The sequence below is a fragment of the Pseudomonas sp. MF6394 genome, from assembly GCF_002018845.1.
In the GTDB taxonomy this organism is placed as follows: Bacteria; Pseudomonadota; Gammaproteobacteria; order Pseudomonadales; family Pseudomonadaceae; genus Aquipseudomonas; species Aquipseudomonas lactis.
Genome location: NZ_MVOJ01000046.1, coordinates 1 through 22,227 on the forward strand (window position 1 = coordinate 1; position 22,227 = coordinate 22,227).

The 22,227-nt window shown below is 60.4% G+C and carries 18 protein-coding genes and 2 pseudogenes; 13 read left to right on the forward strand and 7 right to left on the reverse strand.

The window, feature by feature from the left end:
* From MF6394_RS30375 to MF6394_RS30395, 5 genes are all read left to right on the forward strand, one after another.
* The coding region (locus tag MF6394_RS30375; protein ID WP_143501162.1) for an IS3 family transposase at positions 1-93 on the forward strand (93 nt) is incomplete at its 5' end.
* Positions 94-741: 648 nt separating this feature from the next.
* Positions 742-2,637 carry a type VI secretion system Vgr family protein gene (locus MF6394_RS30380; RefSeq protein ID WP_078468148.1) on the forward strand — a complete coding sequence of 632 codons (1,896 nt, stop codon included), beginning with the start codon at positions 742-744 and terminating at the stop codon, positions 2,635-2,637.
* Complete coding sequence (locus MF6394_RS30385) at positions 2,637-3,473, forward strand: DUF4123 domain-containing protein (RefSeq protein WP_078468149.1); 837 nt, start codon at positions 2,637-2,639, stop codon at positions 3,471-3,473. The genes MF6394_RS30380 and MF6394_RS30385 overlap by 1 nt, the downstream gene beginning before the upstream one ends.
* 4 nt (positions 3,474-3,477) lie before the next feature.
* Positions 3,478-4,245 (forward strand): hypothetical protein, encoded by a 768-nt coding sequence (locus tag MF6394_RS30390; protein ID WP_376753097.1) that lies wholly within the window; start codon positions 3,478-3,480, stop codon positions 4,243-4,245.
* Positions 4,246-4,259: 14 nt separating this feature from the next.
* Positions 4,260-6,404: a lipase family protein gene (locus tag MF6394_RS30395; RefSeq protein ID WP_078468150.1), complete on the forward strand. Its 2,145-nt coding sequence runs from the start codon at positions 4,260-4,262 to the stop codon at positions 6,402-6,404.
* On the opposite strand, the gene codA is transcribed toward MF6394_RS30395, so the two are convergent.
* From codA to MF6394_RS30415, 4 genes are all read right to left on the reverse strand, one after another.
* Positions 6,393-7,634: a cytosine deaminase gene (gene codA / locus MF6394_RS30400; RefSeq protein WP_078468151.1), complete on the reverse strand. Its 1,242-nt coding sequence runs from the start codon at positions 7,632-7,634 to the stop codon at positions 6,393-6,395. The genes MF6394_RS30395 and codA overlap by 12 nt on opposite strands.
* Positions 7,635-7,684: 50 nt before the next feature.
* Positions 7,685-8,953, reverse strand: coding sequence for a cytosine permease (codB, locus tag MF6394_RS30405; protein ID WP_047710502.1), 1,269 nt, complete (start codon positions 8,951-8,953; stop codon positions 7,685-7,687).
* A gap of 229 nt (positions 8,954-9,182) precedes the next feature.
* Positions 9,183-9,539 (reverse strand): 6-carboxytetrahydropterin synthase QueD, encoded by a 357-nt coding sequence (gene queD / locus MF6394_RS30410; RefSeq protein ID WP_003237990.1) that lies wholly within the window; start codon positions 9,537-9,539, stop codon positions 9,183-9,185.
* A gap of 80 nt (positions 9,540-9,619) precedes the next feature.
* A complete protein-coding gene (locus tag MF6394_RS30415; protein ID WP_078468152.1) occupies positions 9,620-10,699 on the reverse strand; it encodes a hypothetical protein in 1,080 nt (359 codons plus the stop codon).
* A gap of 157 nt (positions 10,700-10,856) precedes the next feature.
* On the opposite strand from MF6394_RS30415, the gene MF6394_RS30420 reads away from it, so the two are divergent.
* The 4 genes from MF6394_RS30420 to MF6394_RS30435 are packed head-to-tail and all read left to right on the forward strand — an operon-like array spanning position 10,857 to position 13,448.
* The gene (locus tag MF6394_RS30420; RefSeq protein ID WP_044273607.1) at positions 10,857-11,159 is read left to right on the forward strand and encodes a PepSY domain-containing protein; all 303 of its coding nucleotides are present in this window, start codon (positions 10,857-10,859) and stop codon (positions 11,157-11,159) included.
* Positions 11,159-11,470, forward strand: coding sequence for a PepSY domain-containing protein (locus MF6394_RS30425; RefSeq protein ID WP_044273608.1), 312 nt, complete (start codon positions 11,159-11,161; stop codon positions 11,468-11,470). Before MF6394_RS30420 ends, MF6394_RS30425 begins: the two co-directional genes overlap by 1 nt.
* Positions 11,470-12,138, forward strand: coding sequence for a response regulator transcription factor (locus tag MF6394_RS30430; protein ID WP_034135263.1), 669 nt, complete (start codon positions 11,470-11,472; stop codon positions 12,136-12,138). Before MF6394_RS30425 ends, MF6394_RS30430 begins: the two co-directional genes overlap by 1 nt.
* Positions 12,135-13,448: a sensor histidine kinase gene (locus MF6394_RS30435; RefSeq protein ID WP_047710505.1), complete on the forward strand. Its 1,314-nt coding sequence runs from the start codon at positions 12,135-12,137 to the stop codon at positions 13,446-13,448. The genes MF6394_RS30430 and MF6394_RS30435 overlap by 4 nt, the downstream gene beginning before the upstream one ends.
* Before the next feature lie 128 nt (positions 13,449-13,576).
* Here the strand turns inward: MF6394_RS30435 and MF6394_RS35285 are convergent, their stop codons facing one another.
* Both MF6394_RS35285 and MF6394_RS35290 read right to left on the reverse strand, forming a co-directional pair.
* A complete protein-coding gene (locus tag MF6394_RS35285; protein WP_371914724.1) occupies positions 13,577-14,332 on the reverse strand; it encodes a methyl-accepting chemotaxis protein in 756 nt (251 codons plus the stop codon).
* Between the two features lie 102 nt (positions 14,333-14,434).
* A pseudogene (locus tag MF6394_RS35290) lies at positions 14,435-15,724 on the reverse strand (HAMP domain-containing protein); the annotation flags it as partial.
* Positions 15,725-15,954: 230 nt separating this feature from the next.
* Between MF6394_RS35290 and MF6394_RS30445 the strand changes: the two are divergent.
* The 3 genes and pseudogenes from MF6394_RS30445 (at position 15,955) to MF6394_RS35300 (ending at position 19,120) form a co-directional block, all read left to right on the forward strand.
* Entirely contained in the window at positions 15,955-17,274 is a 1,320-nt protein-coding gene (locus tag MF6394_RS30445) for a Na+/H+ antiporter family protein (protein ID WP_161794324.1), read from the forward strand.
* Positions 17,275-17,440: 166 nt separating this feature from the next.
* A pseudogene (locus MF6394_RS35295) lies at positions 17,441-18,262 on the forward strand (cache domain-containing protein); the annotation flags it as partial.
* Between the two features lie 102 nt (positions 18,263-18,364).
* A complete protein-coding gene (locus MF6394_RS35300) occupies positions 18,365-19,120 on the forward strand; it encodes a methyl-accepting chemotaxis protein (RefSeq protein WP_443217265.1) in 756 nt (251 codons plus the stop codon).
* 551 nt (positions 19,121-19,671) lie between these two features.
* Here MF6394_RS35300 and trhP read toward each other — a convergent pair.
* On the reverse strand, positions 19,672-20,985 hold the full coding sequence (gene trhP, locus MF6394_RS30465) for a prephenate-dependent tRNA uridine(34) hydroxylase TrhP (RefSeq protein WP_078468157.1): 1,314 nt from the start codon (positions 20,983-20,985) through the stop codon (positions 19,672-19,674).
* Between the two features lie 171 nt (positions 20,986-21,156).
* On the opposite strand from trhP, the gene MF6394_RS30470 reads away from it, so the two are divergent.
* Entirely contained in the window at positions 21,157-22,224 is a 1,068-nt protein-coding gene (locus MF6394_RS30470) for an AI-2E family transporter (RefSeq protein WP_019818663.1), read from the forward strand.
* The last annotated feature ends 3 nt before the right edge of the window (positions 22,225-22,227 follow it).

The following is a 22,227-nucleotide window of genomic DNA, read 5'->3' on the forward strand; positions in this document are numbered from 1 at the left end:
GATTACATCGCCTACTACAACCAAGACCGCATAAGCCTCAGACTGAATGGCTTGAGTCCAGTACAATTTCGGACCCAGGCACTAAATCAATAGCGTCCCCTGTCCAACTTTCGGGGGGCAGTTCAACAGCGGGTCACTTTTGGAAAAGAGCCCCAAAAGTAACCAAAAGGGCTCTTGCCCCACCACTCGGCACCTCGCTTGGGCTCGGTGTGCCCGTAATCCGCCAGTGATTTGGGGGGCCGCCGCCACGCGCCATCCATGGCGCGGGGCGGCTAAACCGGCATCCCTGCCGGTTTACCCCCCAAATCACTGTCGAATTCCGGCCAGCGTGGTTTAACGGGGCGCCTAAGATCAAAAGCAGATCAAGATCACGAGCGGCTCGCTTCGCATCGTGGTTAGCCATGGTCAGGAGCCGACACTTGTAGCGGGACAGGGCGACTAAAAAGCGGAAACGACTTCCGCATTAAATAAGTGTCAGCCGTTTCCTTAAAGTTTAGTTACACAGAGACAAGCTGTAGTCAGAATTTTCTCCATGCTGTCAGAAGATTTTTTGGCTGTATATATTCTGTAAAAAGACACTTCCATCTTCGCTGTACGAAACTTCTGTTTTATTCAAAAAGGACCGAAAAGTGCCTGGGGTCGCTAAGCTTAGGCGTGTTCAGGTGCTTTTTTTCGCAATCCGAATGGGTATTAGAGCGAGAGAGAGTCGTTCAAGAGAAAGTTGATGGCGGGTAACAAAGGATGGTTAACGGGTTTGTTTCGTCGCGTTTCAAATTAGTCCTTTCAAGCATAAATACAGAATTTCAGGTAGTGGCGTTCAAAGGCAGCGAAGCCCTCGATCAGCCTTACTTTATACAGGTGCAGTTAGTCAGCGAAGATCCTTCCCTTGACCTGGAGGCGTTGCTCCATCAACCCGCCTATCTGGACTTCGATGAAGCGGATCAGGGCCTGCACGGGCAAATCTACGCCATCGGTCGGGATGATCCCGGTACGCGGCTCACCCTTTATCACCTGACGCTCGCACCACGCCTGGCATCCCTTGCCCATCGTTGCGACCAGCGGGTTTTTCAGCAGCGCAGCGTACCGCAGATCATTGCCGCGGTCCTCGAACACCACGGTATCTTTGCCGACGCCTACGCGTTTGAGTTGGGGCCGGTGGTGTATCCGCCGCGCACGTTTTGCGTGCAGTACAGGGAGTCCGACCTGCATTTCATCCAGCGGCTGTGTGAAGAGGAGGGTATTCACTACCATTTTCGCCACAGCGCGGAGAGTCATCTGCTGGTGTTTGGCGATGACCAGACGGTATTTCGCCGGTTGCCGGTGCAGCGTTATTGTTCCTCGGCTGATCCATCGCTTGGGGCCCCGGTTGTCCAGCGTTTCGACCGGCGCCTAATAACGCGCAGCCGGCGCACAGTACGTCGTGATTATGACTTTGAGCACCCTTCGTTTCGCCTGCATGCCCAGGCCGGTAGCGGGCCGGCGGATCCTTTGGAGGACTATGGCTATCCTGCCGGTTTTAATGGCCATGCACGCGGTGCACAACTGGCGCGACGTAGCCTGGAACGTCACCAGCGTGATCGCCATCGGGTACTGGGCAAGAGCGATCAACCGGCGTTGTGCAGTGGTCACTTTCTTGAGCTGTGTGATCACCCGGACCCAGCCTGCAACGACTTATGGCTGCTGACTTCGGTGCGTCATGAGGGTTACCAGCCGCAGGTGTTGGAGGAGTCGATCGTTGATGCCAATGGGTTCCAAGGCTATCGCAACCGGTTCACCGCAACTCCCTGGCGCGCAGTGCATCGACCTGCCCTCAAGCACCCCAAGCCAACGATCAGTGGCAGCCAGACCGCGACGGTAACCGGGCCTGCCGGCGAGGACGTGCACTGCGATGCCTATGGTCGTGTAAAGGTGTGCTTTCACTGGGATCGCGCGGAAAAGGGCGGTGAGACCAGCAGTTGTTGGCTGCGCGTGGCGTCCGGTTGGGCGGGTGATGGGTTTGGCGCCATGGTCATTCCACGGGTCGGCATGGAAGTGCTGGTGAGCTTTCTGGAGGGCGACCCGGACCAACCCCTTGTCACCGGTTGCCTGCCCAATGCATCGCACCTGCCGGCGTACCCTTTGCCGCAGCACAAGACACGCTGCGTTCTGCGCAGCCGCAGTTCGCCGGGCGGCGGGGGCGCCAATGAGTTGTACCTTGAAGACCGATGCGGCGAAGAGCTCATTTACCTGCGCGCCCAGCGTGACCTGGAGCAACGGGTGGGGCATGACAGTCGCCTGGAGGTAGAGGGTGATAGCCTGACTCGCGTAGGCCAAAGCCTGGTGATCGAAGCCGGGCAGCAGGTTCATCTCAAGGCCGGTGGCAGCCTGGTGATAGAGGCTGGTGCACAATTGAGCTTGAAGGCGGGCGGCGAACACCTGGTGATGCAAGCCGGCAGTATTTCCAGCAGCCGGCCCATCACCTTGGGCGGTTCGCCGTCTGCAGGCCGTTCGGTGAGCCCACCATCGGTTGCAGGCGCGCAAATCTCTGCAGCGCAAGGCGTCATCATGGATTTGGCCAAGCAACTGGGCGCGGACTTTTGTCCCCTGTGCGAACGTTGCCGCGAAGGCCTGTGCAATATCGCGGGGAGGGCGGCCTGATGGACAGCTTGCCCCATTGCTGGATGGCCCAACAGCAGCAGAGTGGACGCCAACTGTGCCTGATGCTGGAGGGTAATCACGAGGCTCGCCAATCCCTGCTGGCAGATCGTGCCCCGTCGCAGTATTGCAGCCTCTACAGCGAGACCGCTGCGGCGCAGTTGGCGAATTCAGGCCCGGTCGTACTGCTACTGGAGCAACAGAATGAGCCTGCATTGGCCGACTTGCTGCTACACCCCGAGTCGAACTGGGGTTGGCTCGCCAGCCTGGCTGCTAGCGACCTGGCGGGTATGGCGCGTCATTGGCGTGAGCGATTACTCCTGGGGCCAGAAGGCCAGCAGGCGCTTTATCGCTTTCACGACAACCGCACCCTGGCCCGTGCCTTGGCCCATCTGGCCGAGGAACACTGGCCGGTCTACCTCGGGCCACTGATCAGCGTGTGCTATTGGCATGAAGGCCGTTGGTGCCATCACGAAAACCCTGCACCGGGCGACTACCCGGCGCCTGAACACCCGCCGTGGCTCGACACACCCAACCCACAGGCCGACGCCATCCTGCACGCCAATATCCTGCGCTACCTGCTGGCGGAGTACAGCGAAGACCTGGCGGCATTGGTCGAATTCCAAGACCCGAGGATTTGGCTGGCTCAGGTACTGGAACAAGCGCGCACCTGGCAATGGCGTGAGCCGGAGCAGCTCGAATTTCTGGTGGTACGTCGTTTGGCAGAGGCGACCGGTAGCAGTGTTACTCACTGGCAACCGAGGGCAGGCGAGGCGCCTGGGGAGCATTTTTTTCGAGTGGTGGCACAGTGGCACAGGGAGGTAGGGAGTGGTGAATAGATGGATGGGGTGGGTGTTGCTGGTTGTGGCGGGTGCGGGGCTTTCGGGATGTACGGGAAGGGCGGTGGAGCGTTTTACGTTGGAGGTGGATTTGCCGGCGCATTTCGGCCTTGTGGGCGATGCTTCCTACACCCCCGCGCCGGGTGAAACGTGCAAGTTGCCTCGAAGACATGGCAAGCGACCGGATCTCAAAATATTCAAGGCTGCCAGCAAGCCCGTAGCGAATAGAGTGAGTTTCGAGGTGCCACTGACAGAGCGGGTGGAAGGCTGCTCGCTGATGTTACGTAAACTTGTGTTTGCGATTAACGCAAAGTGGGGGGAGCGTTGGTCGGACGTCGGACGGGATTACGCCGCTGTTTATATCCGAGATAGTTGGGAGACGGAAATGTCTTTGATGTCAGAAAGTTATGTCCGAGAGCTCCCAGGGCAATGTCAATGGTTGTTTCGTACTGTTGGCCCCCAGCATGCCCTTATTAAGGGGCTTAAATGCAATTCGCTGAACACCAGCGGACAGCTTACGAAAGCTCGTGCTGGCGGTTATGTGTCCCGTGCTGGGTTGCGTGGGAAGACGCTGAGAATGGTGCTGGCGTTAACGGAAGAAGAACAACCAGCAGTGCGAGACAACTGGGTAAAGGTTGTCGGTGGCTGGAAGCGTTGCAGGGGAGAAAGCCAGGAAGACCTATTTGCGTTTTGTCGCGGCAATGTCTCTGACTTCAAGGCTTTCAAAATGCCAGATGGGCGTCTATGCAATATTTATCCGACCTGTGATTAATCAGGAGAAACCTCATGGAAGAAGCTGCATGGAAGCAACAGTTTTTCAACGACAGGATGCCTGCTTGCTCATTGAATGGGGGTTGGTTGACCTTCTGCTTAGTCGATGAAACGGGAAATGGAAAAAGTTATGGGGGACTGCCTTACACCCTGCGTGACGTTGCTGGTCAGCAATACAACGGTCGGTTGAACGGGGAGGGTTTTGCCCGAGTGGAGGGCTTTTTCTGTGGACCCGTAATTCTGATGATGGAGGAGCGCTATTCAGGTCGGGAAACGCTCTATCAGTCGCTCATGACACGTTCATTCTATGCATTGCCCATCACTGAGTTGCAAGTGCGTGCCGAGCAAACCCATTTTTTTGATAACCACGATCAGATTGTCGAAAAAAATCCCGCACGCCCAAATGCAGATCATTTTTATCAGGTTGAAGTGAGTGACCTGGTTCGACATAGCGCTCACTTGCCGCCCCTGTCGTCACAGGCTCACCGTCCAATGCGGCATGCACTCAAGATGATGGCAGACCTTGGTTTTGGACCTCCCGAGTCTTCCTTCAAGGGGCTGGTGCTCTTTCCGAAAAAATTCACGATGTTGCAGGTGCGACCTCTAAGAGCATTACGGCCAATTCTTTCTACACAGGATCAATTTTGCGCATTGAACCTGTACCAACTTGCGTTAATGGCAACATTAAGCTATTGCGAGTTTGGCCAAGATCCTTCAGCAGAACCTAAGGATAAAGTCAGCTTTCCTTGGCATCCAAGTATCGGGAATTTGTTTGCCGAACGCTTGTCATGTTACCGGGAGGCGTGGAGGTTTGACTCAGAGCAAGTGCAAAGATTTTATCCATTGTATGAAGATGTAGCTTATTCCCGTCGTTTCGAGATTTTGCCTTTTGATCCAGAGTTGTACGGGCAGAATGCCACTTCGAATGATCTCGAGTATCCGGAGCGGATACACTTTTTTAACGATGTGGAGTTTGGAACAGATACTCAAGCATTCATTTGTCATCACGATGAAGTGGTGCTTATTGCTGTACGCGGCACCGCTAGTGGTGCCGATGTTCTACGCGATGCAAACGCCCATCAAGTCCCATTCATCGAGGGCGTTGGAAAAGCCCATCAAGGTTTTTATCAGGCATTTCAGGCCATGCATAATTTTGTATCAGGTTACCTTTTTCGATATCACAGCGGCCAACGAATTATCATTTGTGGCCATAGTCTTGGGGGGGCTATAGCACTCTTATTGGCAGAGGCCCTACGCCGCACCCCAGATCGAGATTACGACCCACTCCTCTACACCTACGGCGCCCCCCGCGCCGCCGACGCCGAATTCACCGCCGGTGCCTCAACCCTGGTCCACCACCGCATCGTCAACCACAACGACCCCGTCCCCAGTGTCCCGGCGCCCTGGATGAACACCACTGCTAAACTCTGGATTCCCGGAGCCATCACGCTATTCAGCAACCCCGCACCTGGTGGCCTGCTGTTCGCCGCTGGGTTGGTGCGCGTGGGTGGCAACCCCTATCGACATCATGGTGAGCAATATCACTTCATGCCGATCACACTCGCCGATGGCAGCCATTCCTCGGTGTTATGGAAGCCGGGCTGTGAATCGCTCCAAGAGGCGGGTTGCAATCGCGCATTGCAACTGCAGGGCGATATGCCCGACCGCGATAATCTGCTGAGGCAGCTGTTCCAAGCCGACCAGCACTTCATGACCACCAGCTATATCCCCGCGGCCTGGGCGACGTTGCGCCGCTGGCAACACACCCTGGAGAGTGAGGGCCCGCTGGTGACCCAGCGAGAGTTCGAGCTGCTCGACCGGGCCTTTGAAGACATGCGCGAGCAACTGCGGGCCAAGCGGCGTGAACTGGCTCTGCGGCGCCCGGCCAATGATCGTAGCCATGAACCCACCGATGCCTTGAACGCAGAGATCGACCGTTTGCACACCAGCCGCGAGCGCTTGGCAAGCCTGCGCTGGCGTCGCCTGCAAGCCCACGATGTCTACGGCAGCCATGCCCCTTCTGCACATCTGCAATCGAGCCTCAAACGTTGGTTCAGCCACCGCGAGAATCGTGAGCCAGCCCAATTCGCCAGCATACCGCCGCCGTCCCACGACGAACGGGCACGGGTTCAAACGCTGGACATCGACTCAGTCGTCTAAAAACTCCACCTGGGCCGGTTGCCGTTTCATCAGTACCTTGCCGTTGCGGATCGAGTACAACGGCAGGCCCTGGCTACGTATGACTTCATAGTCGCTGTCGGCCGACAGGATCAACAGGTTGGCCGGGCGGCCTGCTTGCAGCCCATAGCGGTTGCCTAGGGCCATGGCCGTGGCGCTGTTGTCGGTGACCAGGTCCAGGGCGTTTTGCAAATTGCGATAACCGAGCATATGGCAGATGTGCAGGCCAGCCTCCAGCACTCGCAAAATGTTGCCGTTACCCAGCGGGTACCAAGGATCGACGATGGAGTCCTGGCCGAAACACACGTTCATCCCGGCCTCAAGCAGTTCGTTGACGCGGGTGACGCCGCGGCGTTTCGGGAAGTTGTCGAAGCGGCCTTGCAGGTGGATGCTTTCGGTGGGGCACGAGACAAAGCTGATACCGGAATGCCCCAGCAGGCGAAACAGCTTGGCGCAGTAAGCATTGTCGTAGGAGCCCATGGCGGTCGTATGGCTGGCGGTCACGCGGGCACCCATGTCGCGGCTGCGGGCTTCTTCGGCGAGGACTTCTAGAAAGCGTGAGTGGGGGTCGTCGGTTTCGTCACAGTGCACGTCCACCAGGCAGCCGGTGCGTTCGGCCAGGTCCATGAGGAACTTCACCGAACTCACGCCTTGGTCGCGGGTGTATTCGAAGTGGGGGATGCCACCGATCACATCGGCACCCAGGCGAATGGCTTCTTCCATCAACTCGCGCCCGTTGCGGAATGACTCGATGCCCTCCTGGGGGAAGGCGACGATTTGCAGGTCGATCAGGTGGGTACTCTCTTCACGTACCTCCAGCATGGCCTTGAGTGCGGTGAGGTCTGGGTCGGTGACGTCGACATGGGTGCGCACATGCTGGATGCCATGGGCGGCGAGGGCCTGTATGGTTTTTTTGGCCCGGGCCTTGGTGTCTTCCTGGGTAATGGTGGCCTTGCGTTCGCCCCAGCATTCGATGCCTTCAAACAGCGTACCGCTCATGTTCCAGCGCGGTTCGCCGGCGGTGAGCGTGGCGTCAAGATGGATGTGGGGTTCGACGAAGGGCGGTATCACCAGGTTGCCGGCGGCGTCCAAGTCGCCGGCCATCAGCGCCGGCACCCCGGTTTGCGCAGTGATGCTGGCGATCCGGCCGTGTTCCAGGTGCAGATCATGCAGGCCTTCACAGTTGCGCAGGCGGGCATTAATGATGTGCATGCTCAAGTTCCTCTTGGCTAAAAACAATCAGGCAGACAGCCGCCAGATCCTCAGGGCGATACCGATGTCCAGGCGGTCATGGCGCGTAGTATGGCGCTGAGCAGCACATAGGTCAGCGACGCGGCAAAAATTCCCACCAACGGCGCGACCCACGGCGAGTTGAACGCCAGCACGGTGCCGACTCCATACGCAATCAGGCCGGGCCAATTGAACGCCGGTAGGCGAGCCTGCGCCAAGCGTGGGTATTGGCCGCGATAACGATAGAAGAAGTCCGCCATGATCACGCCCCCAATCGGCGGGATGACCGTGCCCAGCAGGATCAGGTACGGCACCAGCAGGTCGTACATGCCGAACAAGGCGAGCAGGGTACCGATCACCGCGCCGGCCAGGGTCACGCTTTTGCGCCGTTGGGTGCGCAGCAGGTTGCAACCGGCGACGGCGAAGTTGTAGATGGTGTTGTCCTGGGTGCTCCAGATATTGAGCAGCAACATCGCCATCGCTGCCGTGGCGAAACCTTGCAGCAGCAAGACCTCCACCACATCCGGTTGCTGATAGACGATTGCGCCATAGGCCCCGATCAACACCATCAAGCCGTTGCCGACAAAAAAGCCGATCAGGCTGGCCAGCACCGCAACCTTGGCCGAGCGCGAAAACCGTGTCCAATTGGTGGCCTGGGTTGCACCGCTGACAAAGGTCCCGAACACCAGGGTGATGGCGGTGGACAAGTCCAGTTCAGCGCTGGGCACCACTGCCAGCAGCCCCTCCAGCCCGCCGACTTTCACGGTGGCGACCCACATCGACAGCAGCAACAGGATGCCCATGGCCGGCACGGCGATGTAGGACAAAATTTCCAACCCGCGATACCCCACGTAGGCGGTGGCGCAGAACAATAAGCCAAACACCAGCATCAGCCCCAGCACACTGCCCGGGCTCAACTGGAAATACTTGCCCAATACTACGGCCGCAGTGGCCGTGCCCCAGGCATACCAGCCGATCTGGGTAAAACCGAGGATCAAGTCACTGAGCTTGCTACCCACTTCGCCAAAGCAGAAACGCCCCATCAGCACCGAGTTCAAGCCGCTCTTGAACGCGATGTAACCCAAACCTGCGGCGTAGATACCCAACAACAGGTTACCCAGGGCCACGACGCCAAGCATGTCGATGAAGCTGAACGCCACCCCCAGCTTGCCGCCGGCAAACATGGTCGCGGTAAAAAAGGTGAACCCCAGCAACACCATGGCCGTAGAGGCCAGACCCTTGCGCGCATGCAAGGGGACTTCGCTGAGAGGGTAGTCGTTGCCGGGGTCTTGCTGCGTCATGGGGGCTGCTCCCTGAGTGGTGACCCAGGTCGCGTGCATCCCGCGTGCCAACGCAGGTGTAGGCAGGTATGCGCTGAAGGAGTAAGCCCTTTATAAGGCCGCCCCCTCCCAATCAGCGCAAAAGCAGTGCAGCGGTGAGCCAAACTGGCTCAGTCGAACAGCGTCTGTGTGGGTTTCCCAAATGGATCAGCCCGCCGGCGCTTCGAAAAAAACCACCCGCAGGTGGTTCTTACTCACCGCGATAAATGCAGCCACTGGTGCACGTCTCGTGGATACGGATCGCACTGAGTTCCGGCAGCAGAGGTTTCAACTCCGTCCAGATCCACTTGGCCAGCACTTCGCTGGTAGGGTTTTCCAGGCCGGGAATGTCGTTGAGGTAGTTGTGGTCGAGGCGTTCATACAGTGGCTTGAAAATCGCTTTGATCTCCGAGAAGTCGCGAATCCAGCCAGTATGGGGATCCAGGTCGCCGCTCAGGTGGATGGCCACCTTGAATGAATGCCCATGCAGGCGCCCACATTTGTGGCCTTCCGGTACGTGGGGCAGGCGGTGGGCGGATTCGAAGGTAAACTCTTTGAAGATTTCCACAGTGTTTTCAGCTCGGTCAGGTGTCTGGCAGGCGGCGAGTTTAACAGTTTGATCAACCTCTGCGCATACCGCCCATGCGGTCAAAGGGCCAGCAAACGGTCGCCGAGCTTGCCGTTGTCCGCCAATGCCAAAAACTCATCCCCCAGCCGCTGGCTCTCGCTCATGGCGGTTTGCCAATATTTGTTGCGGCCTGGATCATCGCCCATAAAGCGCTTGAAGTCGCTGCGGTCTGGCAGTTTGCCGTGGGGCAGACGGGCCAGGTAGTCCCTGGACGGCGCCAGCAGTAACACATCCTGCAAGCCTTGCTGGTTGCTGCGTCGCCATGGCAGGCCCTTGTCGAACCAGCCGGGGATGACCCGGTCGGTAAAGTGCGGGTACAGCACGATGTCATCGCCGTGGTAAGGCAAGTCGAGGTGGTAATCCAGCAGGCCGCCGTCGCGGTAGGTGCCGGCTCCGGCCCCGGGCAGGTCGCGCACGCCTTGCATCACCATGGGGATCGAGCCGGACGCGAGCAACGCCTGGCGCAGGTTACCCACGTCCAGGGTGAGGAAGCGCGAGGGGAAATCCTTCAGGGGGTGTACCGGGGGCGCCTGGCGCGGGTCGTGGATGATCAGCCGCTCAAAATGCCGCGACAGCCGTGCGCGGCCCCGCAGGTTATCGGCAATCACCGACGACAGGCCTAGCCCCAGCCGCCCACGGTGGTCATCGGCGAGCAAGCCGTGGCTCTTGACCACCATGATGTTCAACCGATAGTCGGGGTTGTCCAGCACCCGCGCATCACGCCCGGCCAGCAGGTCGTCGAGCATGCGCTGGCAGCTCTGGCTGACTTGCGCCATGGTCACGCCTTTGGCAAAGCGCTGCTCGTTGTACAGGCGGCCCAGGTCGAGCAAGCCTTGCGCCGGGTCGGGCAGGCAGGCGCTGGCGAACCGCCAGGAGCCGATGGACGCGCCGATCAGCGCACGCTCGCGCGGCGCACGGCGTAACCAGTCACCGAACAGCGCCAGGTCGAGCCCTTGGATACCCAGAGCCTTGGGGCCGCCCGCTGCACCGGGAAGGATGCCGACGTCGGCAGGCGCAAGGCCCTGCTCGCGGATGCGGGTGAAGGCGCGTTTGCCGGCCTTGAGGGTCAAGGCCGGGAACTTGATATGGATGGCGGTCATACCGGTCTCTGTTGAGGCGAGCGGGGCAGTATAGGAAATCTCGCAGGCCGTGGGAAAATGGCTTAACCGGAATTGCCATGGTGGCAATTCAGTTTCAGTTAAGTTGCAGCGTGTACCGTGGCCGGCGTAGGAAAACATCATGTAACGGAGACTTATCATGAAGCGCCTCACTGCCCTGGGCGCCGCCGCTATCATCCTCGTTACGGCGACCTCGGCCGCCGCCGTGGACCCCGACAAGCCACTGATCGTGCCGGCCACTGTTACTATTGTCGCTTTCGATCAATTGGACGCCACGGCCCTGGCCCTTCACCCTGGTTCGACGCTGCTGGACACCGACCTGGATGAGGAATACGGCAAGTACGTCTATGAAGTCGAGCTACGAGATACCAACGGCATTGAATGGGATGTTGAATTGAACGCGCTCACCGGGCAGGTTCTCAAGAATCATCAGGATACGTAATGAAGGTAAATTTACGCGTCGGCAGTCGCGTGGCGCTGGTGCTCATGGTGTTTTGTTCCAGCCTGGCGGCCCGCGACCTCAACCAGGACGAAGCCCTGGCCCTGCGCCAGCAAGGCGTGATCCTGCCATTGGAACAGCTGTTGCAGCAGGCCATGGCGCGATACCCCGGCTCGCGGCTGCTGGAAGCCGAACTGGAAAAGAAACACGGGCAATATGCCTATGAAGTGGAACTGGTGACCACCGAGGGCGTGGTGCGCGAGATCAAGCTGGACGCCACCAACGGTAACCTGATCAAAGATGAGGAAGATTGATGCGCCTGCTCCTGGTGGAAGACAACGTCCCCCTGGCCGACGAACTGATGGCCGGCCTGCAGCGCCAGGGTTATGCGGTCGACTGGCTGGCCGATGGCCGCGACGCCGTGTATCAAGGGCGCAGCGAACCCTATGACCTGATCATCCTCGACCTTGGCCTGCCCGGTTTGCCCGGGCTTGAAGTGCTGGCCCAATGGCGCGCCGCCGCGTTGGCCATCCCGGTGCTGATTCTCACCGCCCGCGATTCCTGGGCCGAGCGTATCGAAGGGCTCAAGGCCGGCGCCGATGATTACCTGAGTAAACCCTTTCACCCCGAAGAGCTGTACCTGCGCATCCAGTCGCTGCTGCGCCGCTCCCACGGCCAGACGAACCAGCCCACCCTCCAAGCCGCCGGCCTGCATTTGGATGAAGGGCGCCAGTGCGTGCTACGCGACGGCGCCGAGATCCAACTGACGGCTGCCGAGTTTCGCTTGTTGCGCTATTTCATGCTGCATCCCGAACAAATCCTGTCCAAAAGCCACCTGGCCGAACACTTGTATGACGGTGAGACCGAGCGCGACTCCAATGTACTTGAGGTACACGTCAACCACCTGCGGCGCAAATTGGGCCGCAGCGTGATCGAGACCCGGCGCGGCCAGGGCTACCGTTTCGGCGCCACCCCGGCATGAGGTCAATCCAGCGACGCCTGAGCCTGGGGTTGATCAGCGTGATGGTGATTGTCGGCGTGGTGCTGGCGCAAACCAGCCTGTGGTTGTTCGAGGCGGGTTTGCAGCGCTACCTTGAAGCGGGCTTGCGCAACGACAGCGAAAATCTGCTGGTGGCGCTGGTGCGTGGGCCCAACGGCGTGCAGTTGGATGAGCAACGCCTGTCGCCGGCGTACCAACGGCCATTTTCCGGGCATTACTTTCGTATCGACTTTGCCGATGTGCATTGGCGCTCCCGTTCATTGTGGGACCAGGAACTGCCCCGGCTCCCCACGGCGGGGCTGAAAGGGAACCTGCAACTGGGGCCCGAAGGCCAGCAACTGTTGGTGCTGCGCTCGGACTACAAGCGCTTTGGCCAGTCGATTTCCATCAGCGTGGCTCAGGACTACACGCCCGTGCGCGAGAGCTTTCGCCTGATGCGTCAGGTCGGCCTAGTGATGGGGCTGGCGGCGCTGCTGCTGGTGCTGATCCTGCAACGGGTCACCGTGCGCCGTGCCTTGCGCCCGCTGGAGACCGCACGTAACCAGATCGCCCAATTGCAACAAGGCCAGCGTTCGCAACTCGACACCCAGGTGCCGCTTGAACTGGAGCCCCTGGTGGCGCAGATCAACCACCTGCTGGCGCACACCGAAGACAGCCTCAAGCGCTCCCGCAACGCCCTCGGCAACCTGGGCCATGCGCTTAAAACCCCGCTGGCGGTGTTGTTGAGCGCCGCTTCCAGTGAAGCCCTCAAGGATCATCCGCAGTTGAGCCAGTTGCTGCGCGAACAACTGGAGCAAGTGCAGCAACGCCTCAACCGTGAACTCAACCGTGCACGCCTGGCCGGCGATGCCTTGCCGGGCGCGTTGTTTGACTGTGAACAAGAGCTGCCCGGTTTACTGGCCACCCTGCGCATGATCCACGGCGAACACCTGGACCTCAGCTACCAGGTGGCGCCGGGCCTGCAACTGCCCTGGGACCGTGAAGACCTGCTGGAACTGCTGGGCAATCTGTTGGACAACGCCTGTAAATGGGCAGACGCCGAGGTACGCCTGAGCGTCAGCGAGACGCCCCACGGTTACCAACTGGCGGTGGAAGATGACGGCCCCGGCATTCCCGAGGCCCAGCGCGACCAAGTGTTCAGCCGTGGCGCACGCCTGGATGAACAGAGGGTTGGCCATGGCCTGGGTTTGGGGATCGTGCGCGACATCGTTGAGGTGTGGGGCGGGGTGTTGCAACTGCAGGAGAGTGAGCTGGGTGGGCTCAAGGTATTGATCGAGTTGCCACGCCGCTGACATTCACACCCCAAAGTTCAAAATGTGGGAGCTGGCTTGCCTGCGATAGCATCGACTCGGTTTGCCTGACATACCGAGGTGTCTGCATCGCGGGCAAGCCCGGCTCCCACAGAAAAGCCTTGCTACATTCAGACCCTGAACTGATCCATCAACCCCTGCTGCTGATTCGCCAGGCTGTTCAACGCCTGGCTGACCCGCGCCGATTCATTGGCCTGCTCCGACAACGACTCGGTCACATCGCGAATGGTCGCCACGTTGCTGTTGATCTCTTCGGCCACGGCGCTTTGCTCTTCGGCGGCGCTGGCGATTTGCAGGTTCATGTCGCTGATCACCGTGACCGCATCGCCAATCTGGCGCAAGGCGGTGACGGCCTGGCCGACCTGCTCGACGCTGCCCTGGGCCTGGCGATAGCTGTTGCCCATGGAACCGACCACGTCGCTGGTACCGGTTTGCAATTGTTCGATCACCAGGCGGGTTTCTTCCACCGATTCCTGGGTGCGCCGTGCCAGGTTGCGCACTTCGTCGGCGACCACGGCAAAACCGCGGCCGGCCTCACCGGCGCGAGCGGCTTCGATGGCGGCGTTGAGCGCCAACAGGTTGGTCTGCTCGGCGATGCCGCGAATCACTTCAAGCACCGAGCCGATCTGTTCGCTGTTGGCGGCCAAGCCTTCTACCTGGGCCATGGCAGTGCTCATGTCGGCGGCGAGCTCGCCAATGTTGACGGTGGTGCGGTCGATAACGGTCAAGCCTTGGCGAGTCGCCTGGTCGGCATCCCGTGCGGCTTGGGCCGCTTGGGCGGCGCTGCGGGCCACGTCCTGGGCGGTGGCGCTCATTTCGTGGGACGCGGTGGCCACCTGATCCACCTGGCGGTACTGCTGCTCCATGCCGGCGCTGGTTTGCGTGGCAATGGCTGCGGACTGGTCGGCGGTGCCGCGGGCATCCTGCACCGAGCGTTTGACCTCGGCAATGATCGGCTGCAGCTTGTCGAGAAAACGGTTGAACCAGCCGGCCAATTGGCCCAGTTCATCCTGTTTGGCATAGGCCAGGCGCCGGGTCAGGTCGCCTTCGCCGCTGGCGATATCTTCAAGCATGTGCGCCACGCCAAGGATTGGTCGGGTCACGCTGCGCGCCATCAGCCACACCAGGATCAAGCCGACCACGGCGGCTAGCAGGCCCAGGCCCAGTTCCAGCAAGGTGCCTTTGGCGTTGTCGGCGTCCAGCTGGTTTTTCAGCGCTTCGGCGGGGGCGACCAGGACTTGTTCCGGTACATCCAGCAATACGCCCCAGGCCTTACCGCCGGGAATCGGTGCAAAAGGCGCCAGTACCTTGAGTTGATGGTCGGTGCGCAGGCTGCGGGTCTGGGTACTGCTCGCCAGGGCGCTGATCAACTGCGCGCCGTTGGCCGGGTCGACCTGCTCCAGGCGTTGGCTGAGTTTGCTGGCGTCGGGGCTGTAGCCGGCCAATAAGCCAGTGGCGCTGAGGATGCTGACCTGGGTCTGGCCGTCGTACAGTTTCCCGCTGGCCTGCTGGCTGACCGCCTGCAAGCTGTTGAGGTTGATGTCCACCGACAGCGAGGCGATGACTTTGCCGTTGACCATCAGCGGGAACACGATGCTGGTCATCAGCACGTTCTGGCCGTCGATCACATAAAAGTAAGGTTCGATCACGCAGGGTTTGAGGGTCGTGCGTGGGCAAGTGAACCAGGCGTTGGCCTTTTCGCCGCTGGGGCCGATGGAGGTGTCGGCCATGTCGCTCTCGGGCAGCGCCATCGAGGTGATTTTCCCCGGCGTCGGTTGCGACCAGTACAGGGCGAAACGGCCTTTGTCATTGCTGCCCAGTTCCGCCTGGTTGGCGAACAGTTCGTCCTTGCCGTCCAGCGCATTGGCTTCGAACACCAGGGACAGGCCGAGCAGGTCAGGGTTGGCCTGCAGGGCGGCCTTGACCTGGCGGGTCAGGTCTTCACGGGTGTCGAAGGCATCGAGAAAGCGCTTTTCGGCCTGCTCGCGCAAAAACAGCACCTGGCGGGAAAAACCGTGGCCGTATTGGTAGGCATCCATGAACTGCTGGCGAATGCCCAGCGCCTGCACTTCGCCTTGGGCTTCGATGCGCGACTGGGCGGCTTCGTCGAGCATCTGCATGCTAGACGCCTTGACCTGCTGCGAGCTCTGCGCCATGCGATACAGCGACAGACCCACCAGCAGGGTCACGACCCCCAGCAGGCACAGGCCCGCCAGCAGGGTGATTTTCCATTGAATGGAGAGCTGCCTGAGCGACATCGGGACATCCTTACCTGAAAGCACGTTAGAGACAGCTTATCGGCGGGCGCCTGCAATTCTTTATCTGTTGAGAGAGCGTTCACTCACCACAGTTTTTGACATGGCAGCCCAGCTCCTGCAAAGTGCGCGCCCTCTAATAAGACCTCTTTCAAGCCTGCACGCCGGCAGCTGTTCCCATGGGCCGCGCGCGGGCATGCCTGTCTTTTTTGTTTCTGCTTGAGGTAACCATGATTAACGCAGTCATCGCCGCGGTCGGCACCATGCTGGTACTCAGCCTGTCCCGCGTGCATGTGGTCATCGCCATTATCGTCGGCGCCCTGGTGGGCGGTTTGACCGGTGGCCTGGGTATCGAGGCCACGCTCAAGGCCTTCAACGGCGGGCTGGGCGGCGGCGCAACCGTGGCGTTGTCCTACGCATTGCTCGGGGCTTTCGCCGTGGCGATTGCCAAGTCCGGGCTGGCCCATGCCCTGGCGGACAAAGCCTTGCTGCTGGTGGACCGCCAGGACGCCAGCGGTGGCAACCACGTCAAATGGCTGCTGATCGGCCTGTTGTGGGTGGTGGCGATTGCCTCGCAGAACATCTTGCCGATCCACATTGCGTTTATTCCGCTGCTGGTACCGCCGCTGCTGTACGTACTGACCAAGCTGCAACTGGACCGTCGCCTGATCGCCTGCGTGATGACCTTCGGCCTGATCACCCCGTACATGTTTCTACCGGTAGGCTTTGGCAATATATTCCTCAATCAAATCCTGCTGGCCAACGTCGCCAAGAGCGGGGTGGATATCAGTGGGGTCAACGTCACCCACGCCATGGGCCTGCCGGCGCTGGGCATGGTGGTCGGCCTGCTGGTGGCGGTGCTGATCAGCTACCGCAAAAAGCGTGTGTATGACCTGAAGAAAATCGAACGTGTCGAGCAAGTGGCGGTGCAGTACAACCCGCTGACCCTGCTGGTGGCCGGCCTGGCAATTGCCTCGGCGTTCATCATCCAGCTGTGGTTGGACTCGATGATCATCGGCGCCCTGGCCGGGTTCCTGATCTTCTCGGTGTCGGGCATCGTGCGCTGGCGCGACACCGATGACCTGTTCACCGAAGGCATGAAGATGATGGCGATGATCGGCTTCATCATGATCGCGTCCTCAGGCTTTGCCGAAGTGCTCAAGGCCACCGGTGACGTGAACTCGCTGGTGCAAGCCTCGGCAGCGTTCATCGGCCATAGCCGGGGCGTCGGGGCGTTGTTGATGCTGCTGGTGGGGTTGTTGGTGACCATGGGCATCGGCTCGTCGTTTTCCACGGTGCCGATCCTCGCGGCGATTTTCGTGCCGCTGTGTGTGCAGTTGGGCTTCAGCCCGTTGGCCATCGTGTGCATCGTCGGTACCGCCGGTGCCTTGGGCGACGCCGGTTCGCCCGCCTCGGACTCTACCCTTGGGCCCACCTCCGGCCTGAATATCGACGGCCAGCACCACCACATCTGGGACACCGTGGTGCCGACCTTCCTGCACTACAACCTGCCGCTGCTGGCGTTCGGCTGGCTGGCCGCGATGACGCTCTGACGAGGTTCCTGTAGGAGCGAGCTTGCTCGCGAAAAGCGTCAACGATAACGCGGGCAACCTGGCACCCCGCAGTGCTCTCAGGTTCTTCGCGAGCAAGCTCGCTCCTACAGAAATCGCTCACATGGCCGTTAACCTCTCAAGTCGCCACTAACAAGAGAGAAAAGCCATGCGTCTGAGTTTGAAGGCCAAAGTCCTGGCCCTTGCTGTCGTGCCGGTGTTGGTGTTTGCCGTGGTCATCAGCCTGACCACCGTGTGGATTCTGCAGGGCCAGGCCCGCAACGAAGTGGATGAAACCCGCCAGCGCCTGCTCAACGACGCCAAGGCCACCCTGCAAGGTTATGTCGAGGTGGCCATGACCACCATCAAGCCGCTCTACGACGCAGCAGCCCCCGGCGACAGCGCGGCGCGGGCGCAGGTGGTCAAATTGTTGTCCAATACCAGCTACGGCAAAGACGGCTATTTCTTCGGCTACGACTCCGAGACCATCCGCCTGTTCAAGGGCAACAGCCCGGACGGCGTAGGCAAAAGCTTCAAGGACAACCGCGACCCTAACGGCGTCTACGTCAACCGCGACCTGGTCAAGGTCGGCAAGGACGGCACCCACTACCTGCAATACAGCTCGACCCAGCCCGGCCAGACCGAGCTGGTGCCCAAGCTCGGCTATACCGAGTACCTGCCCAAGTGGGACATGGTGATCGGCACCTCGGTGAACCTCGATGGCATCGACGCCCAAGTGGCAGTGGTGCAGGCTAAAGTCGAGACACGCATGCAAGGCGTGCTGCTGAGCATCCTCGGTGTGGCCGTGGTGGTGTTGCTGGTGATCGCCGCCGTGGGCATGTTGCTAGCCAATACCATCTTGCGTCCGCTGCACCTGATGAAAGCCAACCTCGATGACATCGCGGCGGGTGAAGGCGACCTGACCCGCCGCCTGGCCATCACCAGCCAGGATGAACTCGGCGACCTGGCCGGTGCGTTCAACCGCTTTGTCGATAAAATCCACGGCCTGGTGCGCCAGATCACTGACATGACCGCTCAGCTCACCGGGTTGGTGAGCCAGGTGTCCGACCAGGCCCAGCGCTCCGAGCAGGCCATGGAACGCCAGCGCCACGAGACCGACCAGGTGGCCACCGCGATCAACCAGATGTCCTCGGCCGCCCACGAAGTGGCGCGCAGTGCCCAGGGCGCCGCCGTTGCTGCGCAGCAGACCGACGCCGAAGGCCAGGTAGCCAAGCGTGTAGTGGACGGCAGCATCGCGCAGATCCATGCGCTGGTGAACGACATCCGCAGCAGCGGCGTGTCCCTGGACAGCCTGCAGCAGGATGTGTCGTCTATCGTCAGCGTGCTCGGCGTGATCCGCTCCATCGCCGAACAAACCAACCTGTTGGCGCTCAACGCTGCCATCGAAGCCGCACGGGCCGGGGAGGCCGGGCGTGGCTTTGCCGTGGTCGCCGACGAAGTGCGTGCCCTGGCCAGTCGCACCCAAACCAGCACCCAGGAAATCCAGGGCATGATCGACCGCCTGCAAAAGGGCACCGAGGCGGCCGTGGACGCAATGCGCCGCTCCAGCGATGCCGGCGACGGCACCTCGGCCCAGGCCAACCAAGCCGGCGCGTCCTTGGACACCATGGCGCAGCTGATTGGCACCATCAACTCAATGAACGCCCAGATCGCCAGCGCCGCCGAAGAGCAGACCGCCGTGGCAGAAGAGATCAACCGCAGCGTGCATCAGATTGCCGTGGCGGTGGACAGCGTGGCGGACGAAACCCAGTTGGGCGCTCAGACGTCTCGCAGCCTGGCCGACCTGGGCCAGCGCCTGGGGCAGTTGGTGGGCCAGTTCAGGATCTGATCCTTTCAATTCATGGCAGCATAGGTATCTACACAATTTTGGTGCGACGCTGAACCTGTGGCGAGGGAGCTTGCTCCCGTGACGGCCTGACAGCCGACGCCTATCTCCCTGAGGCACCGCAATCCAAATGTGGGAGCTGGCTTGCCTGCGAAGACGGCCTGACAGTCAACACAGTTGGACAGGGTACATATCCGTTATTTAGGTAACGGCCACTTAGGGTTCCGCCTGACGGCGGCTCACTTTTGAAAAGCGCAAAAGTAAGCAAAACGCTCATGCCCCACCACTCGGCACCTCGCTTGGGCTCGGTGTGCCCGTAATCCGCCAGTGATTTGGGGGGCCGCCGCCACGCGCCATCCATGGCGCGGGGCGGCTAAACCGGCATCCCTGCCGGTTTACCCCCCAAATCCCTGTCGAATTCCGGCCAGCGTGGTTTAACGGGGCGCTTGAGATCAAGATCAAAAGCAGATCAAGAGCGACTCGCTTCGCATCGTGGTTACCGTCCGCTGCTATAGCCCACAAAGTTGTGTAGATACCGATGCCCATGGCAGGGATTAAACGTCGCGCATCAGCAGGCCAAAGCGCAGGTCCATCTGCGCCGGAATCGGTACATACACCGTATGCCCGTCCCCCGGCGCCACCTCAATGCTTTCGCCCTTGGTGTTATGCAGGCTCGCCAAGTCGAAGTGAAAATTGCCAGCGGGCGTCATCAACTCCAGATGATCGCCCAGCGCAAAGCGATTCTTCACCTTCACCTCGGCCAACGCGCCACGCCGCTCGCCGGTCAGTTCTCCGACAAACTGCTGGCGTTCGGAAACCGAGCTGCCGTTCTGGTAGTTCTGGTATTCGTCGTGCACATGGCGGCGCAGAAAACCTTCGGTATAGCCACGCTGGGCCAGGGACTCGAGGTTGGTCATCAAGCCGCGGTCAAACGCCCGGCCAGCCACCGCGTCGTCGATGGCCTGGCGGTACACCTGGGTGGTGCGCGCGCAGTAAAAGTGGGACTTGGTGCGGCCTTCGATCTTCAACGAATGCACGCCCATCTGTGCCAGGCGCTCCACATGCTGCACGGCCCGCAGGTCCTTGGCGTTCATGATGTAGGTGCCGTGTTCGTCTTCGAAGGCGGGCATGGGTTCATCGGGGCGATTGGCTTCCTGTAGCAGGAACACCTGATCGGTGGGCGTGCCGATGCCCAATGTGGGTTGATATTCATGGACGATATCGCCAGTGGCATTCTCCACTGCCGGCGTGGCCTGGTATTTCCAGCGGCAGGCATTGGTGCAACTGCCCTGGTTGGCATCGCGCTTGTTCATATAGCCCGACAGCAGGCACCGCCCGGAATAGGCCATGCACAAGGCGCCATGCACAAACACCTCCAACTCCATCGTCGGCACCTGCTGGCGGATTTCGCCGATCTCTTCCAGAGACAGCTCCCGCGACAGAATCACCCTGCAAATGCCTTGTTGCTGCCAGAACGCCACGCTGGCCCAGTTCACCGTATTGGCCTGTACCGACAGGTGGATCGGCATCTTTGGGAAGTGCTCGCGCACCAGCATGATCAACCCCGGATCAGACATGATCAGCGCATCCGGGCCCATGGCGATCACGGGCGCCAGGTCCTTGAGGAAGGTCTTGAGCTTGGCGTTGTGGGGCGCAATGTTCACCACCACGTAGAAACGCTTGCCCTGGTCATGGGCTTCCTGGATGCCGAGGGCCAGGTTGGCGTGGTCGAACTCGTTGTTGCGCACCCGCAGGCTGTAGCGCGGCTGGCCGGCATAAACCGCATCGGCACCGTAGGCAAAGGCGTAGCGCATGTTTTTCAGGGTGCCGGCAGGGGCGAGCAGTTCGGGGGCAATCATGGAGGGCATGGCTGTAGGTCGCAAAAGGCGCGAGGGTAGTGCAGGGCCGGGCGCCGTGCATTGATCCACGTCTAAACAGGGCGATCTATGCTTGTTCGAAAAACAAGGGCACTCCCAGGTTTGGCTGCGGACTAAGCAACAGGGCCGCGATCGGCCCTGTTTTTCTGACATGGACCGGACATGAATCAAACCAACCTGCAATTCAAAACTCTGTTGCTGCTACTGGCCCTGGTCACCGTGGCCTTTATCTGGATATTGCTGCCGTTTTACGGCGCGGTGTTCTGGGCCGTGATCCTGGGCATTATCTTTGCGCCGATGCAGCGCCGCCTGCAGCAGCGTTTTAGCTGGAACCGCAACCTGACCTCCCTGACCACCTTGATGGTGTGCCTGGTGATCGCGATTCTGCCGGTGATCATCACCAGTGCGTTGCTGGTGCAAGAGGGGGCCACGCTCTACAAAAACATCGAGAGCGGCAAGCTCGACGTGGCGGGTTATATCGAGCAATTCAAGAACGTCCTACCGCCGTATTTTCAGCAATTGCTCGACCGCTTCGGCATGGGCAACCTCGAAGGGCTGCGGGAAAAGGTCGTCAAGGGCGCGATGCAGGGCAGTCAGTTCTTTGCCTCCCAGGCGTTCAGCTTTGGCCAGGGGACGTTTGATTTTCTGGTGAGCTTTTTCATCATGCTGTACCTGCTGTTTTTCCTGTTGCGCGACGGCCCGGAGCTGGTACGCAAAGTGCGCACAGCCGTGCCCTTGGCCGAGCCGCAAAAGCGTCGCCTGCAACTCAAGTTCAACCGCGTGGTGCGCGCCACGGTCAAGGGCAACGTGCTGGTGGCCGTGACCCAGGGTGCGCTGGGTGGCTTGATCTTCTGGTTCCTGGACATCCCCAGTGCCTTGCTCTGGGCCGTGCTGATGGCGTTCCTGTCCCTGCTGCCTGCGGTGGGCGCCGGGCTGGTCTGGGGGCCGGTGGCAGTTTATTTCCTGTTGAGCGGTTCGATCTGGCAGGGCGTGGTACTGGGGCTTTTTGGCGTGTTCGTGATCGGCCTGGTGGACAACGTGCTGCGCCCGATCCTGGTAGGCAAGGACACCAAGATGCCGGACTATCTGATCCTGATCTCGACCTTGGGTGGCCTGTCGGTGTTCGGCCTTAACGGCTTTGTCATCGGGCCGCTGGTGGCAGCGTTGTTCATGTCGTGCTGGGCGTTGTTCGTCGAAACCAAGCCGCGGGTCAAGCTGCCGCTGCCGTAACGC

Bases quoted from the DNA above. Each gene is read 5' to 3' on its own strand.
- MF6394_RS30380 (WP_078468148.1), top strand. From the start codon at position 742: ATGGTTAACGGGTTTGTTTCGTCGCGTTTCAAATTAGTCCTTTCAAGC.
- MF6394_RS30385 (WP_078468149.1), top strand. From the start codon at position 2,637: ATGGACAGCTTGCCCCATTGCTGGATGGCCCAACAGCAGCAGAGTGGA.
- MF6394_RS30390 (WP_376753097.1), top strand. From the start codon at position 3,478: ATGGGGTGGGTGTTGCTGGTTGTGGCGGGTGCGGGGCTTTCGGGATGT.
- MF6394_RS30395 (WP_078468150.1), top strand. From the start codon at position 4,260: ATGGAAGAAGCTGCATGGAAGCAACAGTTTTTCAACGACAGGATGCCT.
- codA (WP_078468151.1), bottom strand. From the start codon at position 7,634: ATGCACATCATTAATGCCCGCCTGCGCAACTGTGAAGGCCTGCATGAT.
- codB (WP_047710502.1), bottom strand. From the start codon at position 8,953: ATGACGCAGCAAGACCCCGGCAACGACTACCCTCTCAGCGAAGTCCCC.
- MF6394_RS30415 (WP_078468152.1), bottom strand. From the start codon at position 10,699: ATGACCGCCATCCATATCAAGTTCCCGGCCTTGACCCTCAAGGCCGGC.
- MF6394_RS30420 (WP_044273607.1), top strand. From the start codon at position 10,857: ATGAAGCGCCTCACTGCCCTGGGCGCCGCCGCTATCATCCTCGTTACG.
- MF6394_RS30425 (WP_044273608.1), top strand. From the start codon at position 11,159: ATGAAGGTAAATTTACGCGTCGGCAGTCGCGTGGCGCTGGTGCTCATG.
- MF6394_RS30430 (WP_034135263.1), top strand. From the start codon at position 11,470: ATGCGCCTGCTCCTGGTGGAAGACAACGTCCCCCTGGCCGACGAACTG.
- MF6394_RS30435 (WP_047710505.1), top strand. From the start codon at position 12,135: ATGAGGTCAATCCAGCGACGCCTGAGCCTGGGGTTGATCAGCGTGATG.
- MF6394_RS35285 (WP_371914724.1), bottom strand. From the start codon at position 14,332: ATGGAGCAGCAGTACCGCCAGGTGGATCAGGTGGCCACCGCGTCCCAC.
- MF6394_RS35300 (WP_443217265.1), top strand. From the start codon at position 18,365: ATGGAACGCCAGCGCCACGAGACCGACCAGGTGGCCACCGCGATCAAC.
- trhP (WP_078468157.1), bottom strand. From the start codon at position 20,985: ATGCCCTCCATGATTGCCCCCGAACTGCTCGCCCCTGCCGGCACCCTG.
- MF6394_RS30470 (WP_019818663.1), top strand. From the start codon at position 21,157: ATGAATCAAACCAACCTGCAATTCAAAACTCTGTTGCTGCTACTGGCC.